15 protein-coding genes are annotated in these 13,424 nt (G+C 48.4%); 12 read left to right on the top strand and 3 right to left on the bottom strand.

Annotated features, from left to right (window positions below; genetic code table 11):
* The first annotated feature begins 33 nt into the window (after positions 1–33).
* From THICY_RS05805 to THICY_RS05770, 8 genes are all read left to right on the top strand, one after another.
* Positions 34–1,410, top strand: a complete 1,377-nt coding sequence (locus tag THICY_RS05805; RefSeq protein WP_245534943.1) for an aminodeoxychorismate synthase component I — start codon at positions 34–36, stop codon at positions 1,408–1,410.
* Positions 1,407–2,336, top strand: a complete 930-nt coding sequence (locus THICY_RS05800; RefSeq protein WP_013835683.1) for an aminotransferase class IV — start codon at positions 1,407–1,409, stop codon at positions 2,334–2,336. Before THICY_RS05805 ends, THICY_RS05800 begins: the two co-directional genes overlap by 4 nt.
* A gap of 12 nt (positions 2,337–2,348) precedes the next feature.
* Positions 2,349–3,485, top strand: a complete 1,137-nt coding sequence (gene mltG / locus THICY_RS05795) for an endolytic transglycosylase MltG (protein ID WP_013835682.1) — start codon at positions 2,349–2,351, stop codon at positions 3,483–3,485.
* A 57-nt stretch (positions 3,486–3,542) separates the two neighbouring features.
* On the top strand, positions 3,543–4,169 hold the full coding sequence (gene tmk, locus THICY_RS05790; protein WP_041435723.1) for a dTMP kinase: 627 nt from the start codon (positions 3,543–3,545) through the stop codon (positions 4,167–4,169).
* A complete protein-coding gene (gene holB / locus THICY_RS05785) occupies positions 4,157–5,167 on the top strand; it encodes a DNA polymerase III subunit delta' (protein ID WP_013835680.1) in 1,011 nt (336 codons plus the stop codon). The genes tmk and holB overlap by 13 nt, the downstream gene beginning before the upstream one ends.
* Positions 5,168–5,175: 8 nt before the next feature.
* Entirely contained in the window at positions 5,176–5,964 is a 789-nt protein-coding gene (locus tag THICY_RS05780; RefSeq protein ID WP_013835679.1) for a TatD family hydrolase, read from the top strand.
* A complete protein-coding gene (locus THICY_RS05775; protein ID WP_013835678.1) occupies positions 5,961–7,814 on the top strand; it encodes an ABC transporter ATP-binding protein in 1,854 nt (617 codons plus the stop codon). The genes THICY_RS05780 and THICY_RS05775 overlap by 4 nt, the downstream gene beginning before the upstream one ends.
* Before the next feature lie 62 nt (positions 7,815–7,876).
* The gene (locus THICY_RS05770; protein WP_013835677.1) at positions 7,877–8,329 is read left to right on the top strand and encodes a hypothetical protein; all 453 of its coding nucleotides are present in this window, start codon (positions 7,877–7,879) and stop codon (positions 8,327–8,329) included.
* A 25-nt stretch (positions 8,330–8,354) separates the two neighbouring features.
* On the opposite strand, the gene THICY_RS05765 is transcribed toward THICY_RS05770, so the two are convergent.
* Both THICY_RS05765 and THICY_RS05760 read right to left on the bottom strand, forming a co-directional pair.
* Entirely contained in the window at positions 8,355–9,515 is a 1,161-nt protein-coding gene (locus THICY_RS05765; RefSeq protein ID WP_013835676.1) for an NAD(P)/FAD-dependent oxidoreductase, read from the bottom strand.
* Positions 9,516–9,542: 27 nt separating this feature from the next.
* Entirely contained in the window at positions 9,543–9,992 is a 450-nt protein-coding gene (locus THICY_RS05760; RefSeq protein WP_013835675.1) for a YhcH/YjgK/YiaL family protein, read from the bottom strand.
* Positions 9,993–10,109: 117 nt separating this feature from the next.
* Between THICY_RS05760 and THICY_RS05755 the strand changes: the two genes are divergently transcribed.
* Both THICY_RS05755 and THICY_RS05750 read left to right on the top strand, forming a co-directional pair.
* The gene (locus THICY_RS05755) at positions 10,110–10,505 is read left to right on the top strand and encodes a hypothetical protein (RefSeq protein WP_013835674.1); all 396 of its coding nucleotides are present in this window, start codon (positions 10,110–10,112) and stop codon (positions 10,503–10,505) included.
* Positions 10,506–10,518: 13 nt separating this feature from the next.
* Positions 10,519–10,971 carry an FKBP-type peptidyl-prolyl cis-trans isomerase gene (locus THICY_RS05750; RefSeq protein ID WP_013835673.1) on the top strand — a complete coding sequence of 151 codons (453 nt, stop codon included), beginning with the start codon at positions 10,519–10,521 and terminating at the stop codon, positions 10,969–10,971.
* Here THICY_RS05750 and THICY_RS05745 read toward each other — a convergent pair.
* On the bottom strand, positions 10,968–11,312 hold the full coding sequence (locus THICY_RS05745) for a PP0621 family protein (protein ID WP_245534942.1): 345 nt from the start codon (positions 11,310–11,312) through the stop codon (positions 10,968–10,970). The genes THICY_RS05750 and THICY_RS05745 overlap by 4 nt on opposite strands.
* Positions 11,313–11,366: 54 nt before the next feature.
* Here THICY_RS05745 and sucC point away from each other — a divergent pair, with 54 nt between their 5' ends.
* Both sucC and sucD read left to right on the top strand, forming a co-directional pair.
* The gene (gene sucC / locus THICY_RS05740) at positions 11,367–12,542 is read left to right on the top strand and encodes an ADP-forming succinate--CoA ligase subunit beta (RefSeq protein ID WP_013835671.1); all 1,176 of its coding nucleotides are present in this window, start codon (positions 11,367–11,369) and stop codon (positions 12,540–12,542) included.
* On the top strand, positions 12,539–13,423 hold the full coding sequence (gene sucD, locus THICY_RS05735; protein ID WP_013835670.1) for a succinate--CoA ligase subunit alpha: 885 nt from the start codon (positions 12,539–12,541) through the stop codon (positions 13,421–13,423). The genes sucC and sucD overlap by 4 nt, the downstream gene beginning before the upstream one ends.
* The last annotated feature ends 1 nt before the right edge of the window (position 13,424 follow it).

The following is a 13,424-nucleotide window of genomic DNA, read 5'->3' as shown; positions in this document are numbered from 1 at the left end:
GCGATAGATCTAGTCAGTGTTGGGGTCACTCTGGTGAGACAACCTTGGGGTGCGCGTGATTTATTGCCGCTCCATCATCAAGCACCAACCCGTTATAGGCAGCTGCTTGAAAGTGTCGCTAAAACAGTCTCCACCTCAGACGAAGCAACCGCCCTAGGGCGGTTTGACATTTTATTTGCCTACTGTGACACGCCACTTCGTCTGGATAGGTTTGTTGATGCACAAGCCTTTCGTGACAATTTCGAGCAGGCCTGGTTGGTGGAACAACGTCAACTCTCGTCAGCGGATCGCGAACTTCTTGGGGATTGGCCTTTTTGGGGCGGTTGGTTTTGCTACTTTGCTTATGAATATGCCGGGGTTATCGAGCCCACACTGGCATTAACAACCAGCCATTTACCATTAGCCTGGTTAGCAAAAGCGCCGGCAGCGATTATGCTTGATCATGCCACGCAAGAAGTGTGTTTTGTGGCGCCTTTGGATCAACCGGAGATACTCGCGCAATTGCAAGCCGATTATGTGGCGCTTGGTGATAGTCAGGCAGATATTGCTTCAGAGTCGTTACTGGCAGGAAATTGGCAAGATTGGCAAGAAGATCCGCCCGAAAACTATTGCGCTAGTGTTGAAAAAATTCGAGATTATATTCTCGCCGGTGATGTGTTTCAGGTCAATATTTCTCGGTTATGGCAGCAGACTGAGGTGACGTTTAATCCTGTCGATTTGTATGCGCAATTGCGTGTTCATAATCCGGCACCTTTTGCCTGCTTGGTTAATCTCGACGACGGGAATAACCAAGCCTGGTCGATTATCTCTTCGTCGCCAGAACGTTTGGTGCGTGTGCGTGATGGTTGGGTAGATACTCGGCCGATAGCTGGAACTCGCAAGCGCAGTGACTCCCTCGCCGCTGACCAAGCCTTGATGGCCGAATTAATTGCCCATCCGAAAGAACGTGCTGAGCATATTATGCTAATTGATTTAGAGCGTAATGATTTAGGGCGAATTAGTCAGCCAGGCACTGTGGAAGTTAATGAGTTGATGGTGATTGAGAGTTATCAGCATGTTCATCATATCGTGTCAAATGTGCGTGGCAAGTCACAACCCGAGCTAACCCCCTTGCAAGTGATTGAAGCGATGTTTCCTGGTGGTACCATTACCGGCTGTCCGAAAGTGCGCTGTATGGAAATTATTGCCGAGCTAGAATCGTCACCTCGTGAGGCCTATACAGGGGCAGTCGGTTATATCAACTATGATGGTAGCTTGGATTTTAATATTCTCATTCGCACTTTTATCCAACAAGGTCAGGCGCTTCGCTTTCGGGCGGGCGCGGGTATCGTTATTGAATCAGACCCCGCAGCGGAATTGGCGGAAACGCGCCATAAAGCTAAGGGTCTGTTGCGGGCATTACAATCGTGAATAGTCAGATTTGGTGCCAAGGAAAGCTTGTCCTCGATGCAGGTATCGATTGGGCGCAAAGTCGCGCGGCCCATTATGGTGATGGTTGTTTTACAACTGGGGTCGTTCGCCAAGGCGCTTGGTTGAATGGCCAAGCACATCTCGCCAGAATGGATTGGCAAATGGCACGTCTCAAATTTGCGCCTGTTGGTTATGACAGTTGGATGGATGCGATTGAACCGGCATTAGCTGCGAGCAAGGCATATCAGCAGCCCCTCGTGATAAAACTTTGGGCGATACGACAAGGTTCACTGGGCTATCAACCGAGTCCTAACAGTGCGGCGAATATTATGGTGAGTATCTCGCCGATGCCAGCAGGTTATGAGAGTGATATAGTCCAACGTAAGATGAAATCCATAGCGCTGGGGGTATGTCAAACCCCAGCGACTGAAAATGCGGCTTTGGCCGGTATTAAACATTTGAACCGGTTAGATTGTGTGTTGGCGCGTGCGGAAGTGGCCGAGGCGGGTTGGGATGAGGGAGTTATGCTTGACCAACACCAACAGCTTGTTTGTGCTACGCAAGGCAATTTGGTTTGGTATGTACAAAGCCAATTTTTTAGCCCTTTATTGCTTCGGTCTGGTGTGGCCGGGCTAGGGCTGCAAACCTGGCAGAGTGCTGCAACAACGCAACCATGGCATGAAGTATCCACGACTGTTGAGGCGATGATGGATGCCGAGTGTGTCTGTGTGTGTAATGGTGTGCGAGGTATTCAGTGGGTTGACTCCATAGAATTGTCTCAAACTTCCCCGCTGGGAAAAGGCAAAGTAATTACCAAATTTAATAACAAACAATGGCCAGATTCGGCGCGTAAGTTGGCAGAAGATTGGCACAATCAATGGCTTAAGGCCTTCATGGGCGCCCCTGCATTAACAGTAAGGCAGTAAGACAGAAAAGCTATGGCAGAAGCAGACGCTAATGACACTCAAGATTCCAACAACAATACTCCTGCGGTACCATCCAAGCGAGTGTTGGGGTGGGTAAAGCTGATTCAGTGGATGTTAGTGATAAGTGGCTTGCTGATGCTATTAGCAGGCCTGGGTACATCGATTTCAATCTGGCATTGGTCGCAAGCGCCGATAGCTGGATCAGCGGCCGGTGTTGAGAATCATGTTGAGAATCCTAACGAACAACGGGTCCGAATTGAAATACTGCCAGGACAGTCGGCACAACGAACCGCGCGTGAATTGGCTAATCTGCATGTTTTACAGCGCCCAGATTGGTTTGTGTGGTGGCTACGTTGGCAGGATCAAGCCCATTTGATTCGAGCGGGGGAGTATGACATCAACCCGCAATGGACACCGTTACAACTGCGCGATGCCTTGCTGGCCGGCGCTAATGTTCGTCACCCGTTTACGATTGTGCCAGGTGAAACCTTGACACAGGTGCGTCAAAAAATTCGGGAGCTGGATAATGTGCGACAAACCCTAAGTGATGAGGCCTGGTTGACCCTTGGTGATCGCTGGGCTGAGTTGGGTGTGACGCCATTTTTAGAGGGCTGGTTATTACCCGAAACCTATTTTTATCAAGCGGGAGAATCTGATTGGCAGCTGGTTGAGCGAGCGGTGTTAGCCATGGTAGCAACACTTAACCAGGCCTGGTTAGCATCGAATGAAGGTCAGGGCTTGCCGTTAAAATCGCCTTATGAGGCACTGATTTTGGCGTCAATTATTGAAAAAGAAACCGGCGTTGCCCATGAGCGAGAAATGATCAGTGGTGTGTTTATTCGTCGCTTAGAACGCAATATGCGCTTACAGACAGACCCTACTGTCATCTACGGTATGGGCGATGCCTACCAGGGTCGTATTGGGCGGGCAGGCCTGGATACTCCAACACCCTACAATACCTATATTATACGTGGCCTACCGCCCACGCCGATTGCGATGCCGTCAGCGGCGGCTGTGATGGCCACGGTTAATCCTGATCAGCGCGATTATTTGTTTTTTGTAGCCAAAGGCGGTGGCGCTCATCATTTTTCAGTGACGCTTGAAGAGCACAATCGAGCGGTTCGTCGCTATATATTGAATCGTAATTAGTGATGTCGCTCGTGATTGACATCTTGGTAATTTAATTAAAGGGTTGTTTCAATGGTTATGCGTGGAAAATTCATTACACTGGAAGGCGGCGAAGGCGCCGGCAAGTCGACCAATGCGCAGTTTATGAAACAGCAACTGGAAGCAAGGGGGCTTGAGGTTGTGCTTACCCGCGAACCGGGTGGCACGGCTTTAGCAGAACGTATCAGAGCCATCCTACTCGATCCCGATTTACCGCCAATGACCGCCACAACCGAAGCCTTGTTGATGTTTGCGGCTCGTGCTGAACATTATCATCAGGTCATTGCACCGACCTTAGCACAAGGGCAGTGGGTGATTAGTGATCGGTTTGTTGATGCCAGCTTTGCTTATCAAGGCGCGGCACGAGGATTGGGGAGTCAAAAAATTGCCGAATTAGCGGACTGGACCTTGCCGGGCGTTCAAGCCGATTTGACCCTGGTATTTGATTTGCCGGTAGAGGTTGGCATGGCGCGGGTGGCATCGCGCGGGGGTGCTATCGATCGCTTTGAGCTGGAACCACCGGTGTTTTTTGAACAGGTCCGTCAAGCCTACCTAGCGCGTGCGGCTCAAGCACCGTCAAACTATTGTGTTTTAGATGCCAGCCAGACCTTAGCTGAAGTTCAACAAGCTATTGTTGAACAATTGGATAGACTATGTCCGCGCTAACAACGCCGACGACCTACCCGGATTATCCTTGGTTGGCATCCAGTTGGCAGACTTGGTTGCAGTTACAGTCTCGCTTGGGTCATGCCTATTTATTAACCGGTCCAGCTGGAATTGGTGTAGATGTCTTGCTTACAAAAATGGCTCACTCCTTATTATGTCAAGCGACGCCACAGCAACAAAAGCCCTGTGGTCAATGCCCGGCCTGCCAGCAACTTGCGCAAAATTACTATCCCGATTTGATGCGCTTACAACCGCTAGAAGGAAAAAAAGATCTCACTATTGATCAAGTTCGAGGCTTGCAACACTGGCTTAATCAAACGGCGCATCAAGCCGGGCGTAAGGTCGTTGTTATTGAGCAACTTGAGCGCTTAAACTTGGCGGCTTTTAATGCACTGCTAAAAAGTTTGGAAGAGCCTCCGGAGCAGTGTGTATTTTTGTTATCAACGCATCAGGCAGGTCGATTGCCCGCGACGATTCGTAGTCGATGTCAGCTACTTAAGGTGACAGCCCCCAGTTTCGCCGATGCCAAAACTTGGTTAGCCGCGCAGCAATCCTTGCCACCGGCGGCCTTAGAACGGGCATTATTGAACAATTGGCATGCCCCTTTAGCCGCATTAGATTGGATAAATCAGGGGTTTTTAGAACTGGACACGCAATGGCAAGCCGATCTAGCAGGTCTGATGGCGCGTCAAAAAACTGTTACAAATGTTGTACAGAGTTGGTTAAAATGGGACAACAATTTTAGTATTTTGCAAGCGTTTCAAGTACAAGTGCAACAAGCCTTGTGGGCGAGCCTAGAGCATCAAGGACCCCAGCAGGCCTGGTTAGACTTGGCGCAACAGGTGTTGTGGGCCGAAAAAGATCTCCGCAGTAACGCTAACAAAACATTGCTATACGAAAACCTAATAATGGCGTATTTAATCGCCTGCCAACAACCAACACGGCCGCTGAGTCGCATTGATTTTGCTCCCGTACCTGCTCAAGGCTTTGGATTATAGAGGACGTTATGATTATTGATTCACACTGTCATTTAAATATTCTTGATCCTGATGTGGTTGGAACGACCGAGCAGGTGATTGCGCAGGCCGCCGACTTGGGGGTGAGTAAAATGATGTGTGTGGCGATTGGTCCGGATGCTTGGCATGAGGTCTTAGGCTTATGCGATCAATACGATCCGGTTTATGCGAGTGTTGGTGTGCATCCCTGTAGTGGTCCAGAAGTGGTGGTATCCGATGAACAGTTAAGAGCCGCACTGGCGCACCCGAAAGTTTTGGCGGTGGGTGAGGTTGGCTTAGACTATTTTCATCAAAAACCTGATGAATTAGATTTATCCTATCAGCATCACCGTTTTCGCCAACATATCCGCATCGCAAAAGAGGTTAATAAACCGTTGGTGATTCACACTCGCTCCTCCACATCGGATGTGCTACAAATTTTGCAAGAAGAAGGTGCCGACCAAGTCGGCGGGATTATGCACTGTTTTGTTGAAGACCTAGCGACGGCAGAAGCGGCAATAGAGCTGGGCTTTTACATTTCTTTTTCCGGCATTGTGACCTTTAAAAATGCCAAGACCCTCCACGAGGTTGCTAAGGCATTACCTCTAGACCGCATTTTGGTTGAAACCGACGCGCCTTATCTAGCCCCCGTACCTTATCGTGGCAAAACCAATCAACCAGGCTATACCCGCTATGTGGTTGAACAGCTCTCGCAATTGCGAGGTGAGTCGTTTGAAACCATTGCTGAGGCGACCAGCGCCAACTTTTTGCGCTTATTTCGCTTGGAGCCTAACGCATGACTAGTCAACAAACCGCAGTAACGATTAAAGACGAACAGGTAACCCTACCTGCCGATACCATTGGCACCGGCACCCAAGGCATCCCGCCTTATTCTTGGCAACGCATTTTTGATTTAGTACTGCAACACAAGGGTTTGCTTATAAAGGCTCACATTATTGCGATCCTAGCAACCTTGGCTACCGTACCTTTGCCATTGTTATTACCTTTACTGGTAGACGAAGTGTTACTAAATGATCCGGGTTGGATCGTAGCCGGCCTGCAAGACTTAGCACCAGAAAGCTGGTATGGTGCTATTTATTACATTGTCGCGATTACCATTATTACCATAGTGCTAAGGGCTATAGGCGTGGGGCTCGGTGTGTGGCAAATGCAGCAGTTTACTGTCATTGCAAAAGATGTGACCTATCGCATACGACGCGACTTATTGGCACGAGTCCAAGGGGTGTCGATGGCGCAATATGAAACGCTAGGAACCGGCTCGGTCAGTGCGACCTTAGTTAATGATGTCAATACTATTGATACCTTTATTGGTACCACGGTGGGTAAATTGATTGTCGCTGTGCTGAGTTTAGTCGGCATGACGCTGATTTTACTTTGGTTGCATTGGCAGTTAGCGGTATTTATTTTGTTGATGAATCCGATTGTGGTGTATTTCACTATGCGGATGGGTCGTCATGTTAAAAGCTTAAAGAAAAAAGAAAATTCGGCACTCGATGCGTTTCAACAATCCCTATCAGAAACCTTGGAAGCTTTACAGCAAGTGCGGGCGGCGAATCGCGATCGTGCCTTTTTTGACCGCGTCCGCGGCAGGGCAAAAAATGTCAAACAGCACTCGGAGGCTTTTACTTGGAAAAGTGATGCGGCATCACGACTATCCTTTTTAATTTTTTTAGTCGGCTTTGATATTTTCCGCGGTGTCAGTATGCTGATGGTGGTCTTTTCTGACTTGAGCATTGGACAGATGATGGCCGTATTTGGGTATCTCTGGTTTATGATGGGGCCGGTGCAAGAATTGCTCGCGATTCAATACAGTTATAACGCCGCAGACGGCGGTTTGTCACGGATTAATAGTGTGTTGAATTTGCAACAGGAAGGGCAATATAAGCCAAAAGTGAAGGCCTTTGAGCATCCTGGTAAAACCAAAGTCGAAGTGAATGATTTGGTGTTCCATTATCCTGGTAAGCAGCATAAGGTATTGGATGGCTTAAGTTTTACTCTTAATCCGGGCGAAAAGCTGGCGCTGGTTGGGGCCAGTGGTGGCGGTAAAACCACATTGGTGAATATGTTGTTGGGCTTTTACCAGCCCGAGTCAGGACAGATTCTTTATAACGGTCATAATATTCGCGATATTGGCTATGAGCCTCTGCGTGAGCAGGTCGCTACCGTATTACAAAGCCCGATGTTATTTAACCAATCGGTACGATTTAACTTAACCCTGGGGCGAGATTTGGATGACCAGGCCTGCTGGGAAGCGTTGCGGATGGCGCAACTGGATGATGCGATCCGTGAGTTGCCTGAGCAATTGGATACCGAGCTAGGGCGCAATGGTATTAAACTATCAGGCGGTCAGCGCCAGCGTTTAGCGATTGCACGAATGATTTTACAAGATCCGAAAGTGGTAATTATGGACGAAGCGACCTCAGCATTAGATATGGCTACCGAGCGCGAGCTCTACGAAGATCTGGCGCCGTTCTTTGCCCAGAGGACGACATTAATTGTTGCCCATCGCTTAAGCTCAATCAAGCAAGCAGATCGTATTTTGGTGTTTGAAGATGGTAAAATTATTGAAAGTGGTGATCACGAATCCCTATTGCAGCAACAAGGCACGTATCATAAGCTTTATCGTTAATTCTTAACCAAGCATTCACCAAATATTAACCAGCGATCAGTCAGTCAATCAAGGAGAGGGTTATGTTGCAGTGGCAGAAAGTGAAAAATCTACCGGTCATCACCGCTTTGAGTTTGGGCTTGAGTGGGGTAGCTTTATCGCCACAGTCTTTGGCAGAGCGAAACTTTGCTCTCGCTACGCCGGTCGTCGTTTTGATGCCGCATGTCATGCCAAATGCTGACTTATTGGAGTTGACACCTGAGCAACGTCAGGAAGCGCGTTTAATTGCCAATCAGATGAATCATGAGCGTGAAGATAATGAAATTCTTACCCGCTCCCTACGACGTGAAATGTGGGAGTTGCTGTCTGGAGCGCAACAGCCTGATGCTAAAGAACTAGAAAATCTGGTCAAATTGATTAGTGAAGCCGAGCAAGCCCGCGTAGCCATGAGTGTGGAATGTGCGACGCGCTTACGGGCGACATTAACGGCGGATCAATGGGAGCTGTTGGTTGACCTAGCCAGTGACTTGCAATAAGTCACTGAACAGTTATTAAAGGCAACTAACGGTATTGACGTAAATAGAGTTTTTCAAACAGACGCTTCGCATAGTGCATGATGCGTAATGGCGGCAGCATCAGCGTGCCTTTATCGCTACGCTTAATCAACATCCCTTTATCCAGGGTGTCAACGATACAAATGAGTTCATGCTTAATTTTCGCTTGCGCAGTTTGCCCTTTAAGGTAGCTGGCGAGATTGATAGCCGCGGTTTTCGCTTGAATATCAGCAGCGTGAGCTTGTTTCGGTTGCCATTCAGGTCCTGGGAAACTACCGGAATCGCCGGCAACATAAGTGCCTGGGCAGTCAACTACTTGAGTAAACTCATCAGCTGTAATCATACCGCCAGCCGATAAGGGTAGATCACTATTACTAAGCCAACTAGGGCCGGTCATTCCTGGCATAAACAGGATTAAATCGGCGCTAAAACTTTCATTCGCCAGCTGGACCTGATTAGAGCCAAAGCCCATAATTTTTTGCCCCAGCTTGGTTGCAATGTCGCGCTCAGCCATCATGCTGAGCATTTTTTGCGGTACCTTGTCACCCAAGCGTTTGCCTGGCTCGGCGGCAGGATTAAAAAACACCAGTTTAAATTGATCACGGCGCCCTTGGCGGCGTAATAGCGTATCAATGCCAAATAAAAATTCAAATATGGGCCCACCACGCATCGCACTTGGTTCATTAGGATTGCCGCCAAACCCAATCGCTAAAGTACCACCCTTAAGTTGCGCTAACTTTTCACTAAAGGTCACTACTGAATGAACGCCTTCGCAGGGGGTAAATGCCTGTTCAATACCCGGTAGTTTTTTGATGAAACGCCCGCCTGAGGCAATGATTAAACCATCATTGTGCAATGTGCCTGCGCTGGTTTCAACGGTGCGTCCACCTGCGCTTACTCCTATTACATTGGCTTCAATCCACTCGATTTGCTGGCGGGCAAAAAAGTTAGCCAGAGGAATCACCACGTCGGCCGGTTGGCGCAATCCAGCTGGGAGCCAAATTAAACTCGGGTAGTAAACCAGTTCGTTTCGTGGTGAGATGACTTGAACCCGCGTTTGTGGCTGGAGTCTGCGCAGATGTTTAGCGGCCGTAAGGGCCGCAAACCCGCTACCAATAACCTGAAGAGTTGGGGCCGTAAAAGATGTGAGGGGTGAGGGAGATGTCATAAGATACCTTGAAAGTGCGTTGTGCCTTTAGCTGATGCGAGCTTTAAGAATTAGTTTTTTAACCATCTGGCTGGGTTGGCCTAAACAGGGAAGATGTGCATCCTGTGGCATAAAAATTACAAAATGGTTTTGGGGTACATGTAGCATTTGCCCCTGTAGGTTATATAGCGCAAAATCTTTTTGTTCATCATAAACTTGAATGGGTACTTCATTAGCAAGTGTTGCTACTTGCATTATTTCACTCCCGTCAAGCATGAGCTGTAGATCAACAAACTGACGATGTGCCTCTAAGTAGCGATCCTGTGATTGGCCGGTGGGGTATTGGTCAATTATGGCATCTAGCTGGGGTGAAATGGTTTGGCGACCTAAGCTGAGTTGCGCAATAGCACTCGGATCTTGGATAAATGTTAAGGCTTCATCAATGGCAGGGTGAAGGCCTAAATAGCGAGAAGCATAGTGTTGGTGATCGAAGATCATGATGGATGTCCTGTTACTGAGTTTAGATATTATAACTTGCTTATCTAATGCAGTTGGTGCGGATTTCTGGGCTATGGTAGAATTTCGGTTTTATAGTTTGAAGTTAGGCAGAAGACAATGATAAGGCAGAATCGTGTATTGGGGCGTTTGTGGGGCATTCTTGCACTCTCCGCCGTGGTTAGCTTGGCGGGCTGTGCGCAAGTCCAGGTACAGGAATTAACGCCAAGCGCAGCAAACGGCTCGGATGCCGAAGGGTTACAAGAAACTTATCGTTTAACGCAATTTCGAGATGCCGCGCCGAGTAGTTTTGAAAGCCGAGCTTTACGCAAGCAAGCGGAATCTTTATGCCCCAATGGTTACAAAATCCTATCCCGACAAGCCTTTGCAACTGAGATGCTAGCGAGTCACCAGGCGGAATGTCCTAGTGGCTCCTGTGCGCACCAACTAGAATGGCAGATCCGTTGTGGCAATATTCCACGTGAGCCTTTCCGGTTCTTTGGTCGCACGGAATAAGAGGGAGAGTCAAATGACAGATCAAAATCTACGAGTCGGTCCAGGCCTACAAATCGTGCTAGCCTTCAGCATTGCTCTGCCATCGGGCCAAGTCCTAGATCAGGCTGATGAAACCGATCCCGTCACGCTTGAATTAGGTGACAGTCAGTTACATCCCAACCTAGAAGCGCTATTGATAGGACTAGAAGTGGGAACGCAAGCCAAGTTTAGCGTACCGCCAGAAGATGGGTTTGGTTACCCAGATCCAACCAATGTCTATGATATTCCCCGAGTCGAGTTCGCCGATGATATGGATCTCGCACCAGGCCTGGTGATTGGTTTTACGACCCCAACGGGTGATGAAATTCCCGGCACCGTCGTCGCTGTTGATGAGGAACAAGATCAAGTGAAAGTTGATTTTAATCACCCTTTGGCAGGCGAAAACTTCGTCTTTGAGGTCAGTATTTTAGCGATTAAAGGCCATTAATCATCATCAACATCGTTATAAGATGAATGGGGTGCCTCCTTAGGACCTTTGCGCATATGGCCTTCAGAACAATAGGTGTGTCGTCCGTCAAAATAGGCTTCAGATTGCGGTAAATGAATGCCACAATGTGCGCAACGAACCATATTTTGAGATTCTAATTGTGCGTTTTCGTCGCCTGGGTTATTCTTGGCGCGTGCGTCAACAATGATGTTAAGTAGCATTCGTACAACAAAAAAAACCAGAATGGCGAGGCTGATGAATAGTAAGGCTTGCATGGTCAATGTGAGTCCGTTAATGGTTGTTTTTTTATTTTGATGAACTTGACGGTTTTTTGCAATCACTAATGGTCAGGTTCAATCTATTTAATTTTTTGCGTTTGAGGAGAGCATCGTTTCATGAATTTGCATGAATACCAAGCAAAAGCATTATTTGCTGACTATGATTTACCGGTTCCGGTAGGTCATCTGATTAGGTCGCTAACGGAATTAGCCGGTGCTTATGAACAATTACCCACAGATGCTTGTGTGGTTAAAGCGCAAATTCATGCGGGTGCTCGTGGTAAAGCTGGTGGCGTTGTTTTAGCCAGCAATCTTGCCGAAGCGGAAGCGGCGGCTACAGGTCTACTAGGTAGTCATTTAGCCACCCATCAAACAGCAGGTAAAGCCTTGCCGGTTGATGCCCTGTTGATAGAACAAACGCTGAAAATTGAGCATGAATATTACCTCAGTTTGTTGCTGGATCGTGTCACCAAACGCTATTGCTTTGTGGTAAGTCCGGCGGGTGGTATGGACATTGAAGAGGTGGCGGCAACGCAACCAGATCAAATTCATCGTTTTAGTGTTGACCCAGTTCTGGGTGTCATGCCTTACCAGGCTCGTGAAATGGGATTTGCGTTGGGGTTGACTGGGGTGAGTTTTAAGGCACTCGGTCATTGGTTTAATCAATTGTATCGAATGGCGATTGAGCGAGATCTGATGCAGGTTGAAATTAACCCTTTGGTTCGTATCGAATCGGGTGAACTGGTTGCGCTGGACGCCAAAGTCAACATTGATAGTAACGCCTTATACCGACAAGCAGGCCTGCTGGCGCAACGTGATATGCGCCAAGAAGACGCGCGTGAAGCCGAAGCCTCTACCCACCAGCTCAACTATATTGCGCTCGAGGGTAATATTGGTTGTATGGTCAACGGTGCCGGTTTAGCTATGGCCACGATGGATTTGATTCAGTTGCAAGGTGGGCAACCCGCTAACTTCCTAGATGTCGGCGGTGGTACCACCCCGGCACGTGTTGCAGCGGCATTTAAATTAATTTTGTCTGATCCGGACGTGAAAGCCATCTTAGTCAATATTTTTGGCGGCATTGTGCGTTGTGACCTGATTGCCGAAGGCATTATTAGCGCCGTAAAAGAGGTGGGTTTAACCTTGCCTGTGGTGGTGAGGCTAGAGGGTACTAATGCGGAATTGGGTCGTAAGATGTTGGCTGAAAGTGGCTTGTCTATCGAAGCTGCGAATGATTTAGCGCAAGCCGCGGCGCGCGTGGTTGAATTAGCATCGCAGGGAGGCGCGCAATGAGTATTCTAATTAATCAAAATACCAAAGTCATTTGTCAGGGTTTTACCGGCAAGCAAGGAACCTTTCATTCAGAACAAGCGATTGCCTATGGCACTAAAATGGTTGGTGGCGTTACTCCCGGCAAAGGCGGTCAAACCCATTTAGATTTGCCGGTATTTAATACGGTAAAAGATGCGGTTGCGGCTACTGGCGCACAAGCTTCGATGATTTATGTGCCGCCGGCTTTTGCGGCAGATTCGATTATTGAGGCGATTGACGCGGGTATCGAAGTCATTGCCTGTATTACCGAAGGCATTCCGGTGCAGGATATGTTAAAAGTTCGTGCGGTATTGGAGCAGTCAAGGAGCTATTTAATTGGCCCGAATTGTCCCGGCTTAATTACTCCTGGGGCTTGTAAGATTGGCATTATGCCGGGTCATATCCATCTGCCGGGTAAAATTGGTATTGTGTCACGCTCAGGTACGCTGACTTATGAAGCGGTTCATCAAACCACGCAAAATGGCTTAGGCCAATCGACCTGTGTCGGTATCGGTGGCGACCCGATTCATGGCATGAACTTTATTGATTGTTTAAGCCTGTTTGAGCAAGACCCTGATACCGCAGGCATTATTATGGTGGGTGAGATTGGTGGCCAAGCAGAGGAACAAGCCGCTGAGTTTATTCAAGCCCATGTCACTAAGCCCGTGGTGGCCTATATTGCAGGGGTGACGGCACCAGCTGGAAAACGGATGGGACACGCCGGAGCCATTGTATCGGGTGGTCAGGGTACCGCGGAAGCCAAGTTTGCGGCGCTAGAAGCGGCCGGAGTCACCATTGTGCGTCGTCCAACAGATTTGGGCTCGGCGATGATGGCGCGTTTAACTTCATTAGGTACAGATTAAA

It is taken from the genome of Thiomicrospira cyclica ALM1, assembly GCF_000214825.1.
GTDB lineage: Bacteria > Pseudomonadota > Gammaproteobacteria > Thiomicrospirales > Thiomicrospiraceae > Thiomicrospira > Thiomicrospira cyclica.
This window is presented reverse-complemented; position numbering and strand designations above follow the sequence as displayed.

Bases quoted from the DNA above. Each gene is read 5' to 3' on its own strand.
- tmk (WP_041435723.1), top strand. From the start codon at position 3,543: ATGCGTGGAAAATTCATTACACTGGAAGGCGGCGAAGGCGCCGGCAAG.
- THICY_RS05770 (WP_013835677.1), top strand. From the start codon at position 7,877: ATGTTGCAGTGGCAGAAAGTGAAAAATCTACCGGTCATCACCGCTTTG.
- sucC (WP_013835671.1), top strand. From the start codon at position 11,367: ATGAATTTGCATGAATACCAAGCAAAAGCATTATTTGCTGACTATGAT.
- THICY_RS05760 (WP_013835675.1), bottom strand. From the start codon at position 9,992: ATGATCTTCGATCACCAACACTATGCTTCTCGCTATTTAGGCCTTCAC.
- mltG (WP_013835682.1), top strand. From the start codon at position 2,349: ATGGCAGAAGCAGACGCTAATGACACTCAAGATTCCAACAACAATACT.
- holB (WP_013835680.1), top strand. From the start codon at position 4,157: ATGTCCGCGCTAACAACGCCGACGACCTACCCGGATTATCCTTGGTTG.
- THICY_RS05775 (WP_013835678.1), top strand. From the start codon at position 5,961: ATGACTAGTCAACAAACCGCAGTAACGATTAAAGACGAACAGGTAACC.
- sucD (WP_013835670.1), top strand. From the start codon at position 12,539: ATGAGTATTCTAATTAATCAAAATACCAAAGTCATTTGTCAGGGTTTT.
- THICY_RS05755 (WP_013835674.1), top strand. From the start codon at position 10,110: ATGATAAGGCAGAATCGTGTATTGGGGCGTTTGTGGGGCATTCTTGCA.
- THICY_RS05750 (WP_013835673.1), top strand. From the start codon at position 10,519: ATGACAGATCAAAATCTACGAGTCGGTCCAGGCCTACAAATCGTGCTA.
- THICY_RS05780 (WP_013835679.1), top strand. From the start codon at position 5,176: ATGATTATTGATTCACACTGTCATTTAAATATTCTTGATCCTGATGTG.
- THICY_RS05765 (WP_013835676.1), bottom strand. From the start codon at position 9,515: ATGACATCTCCCTCACCCCTCACATCTTTTACGGCCCCAACTCTTCAG.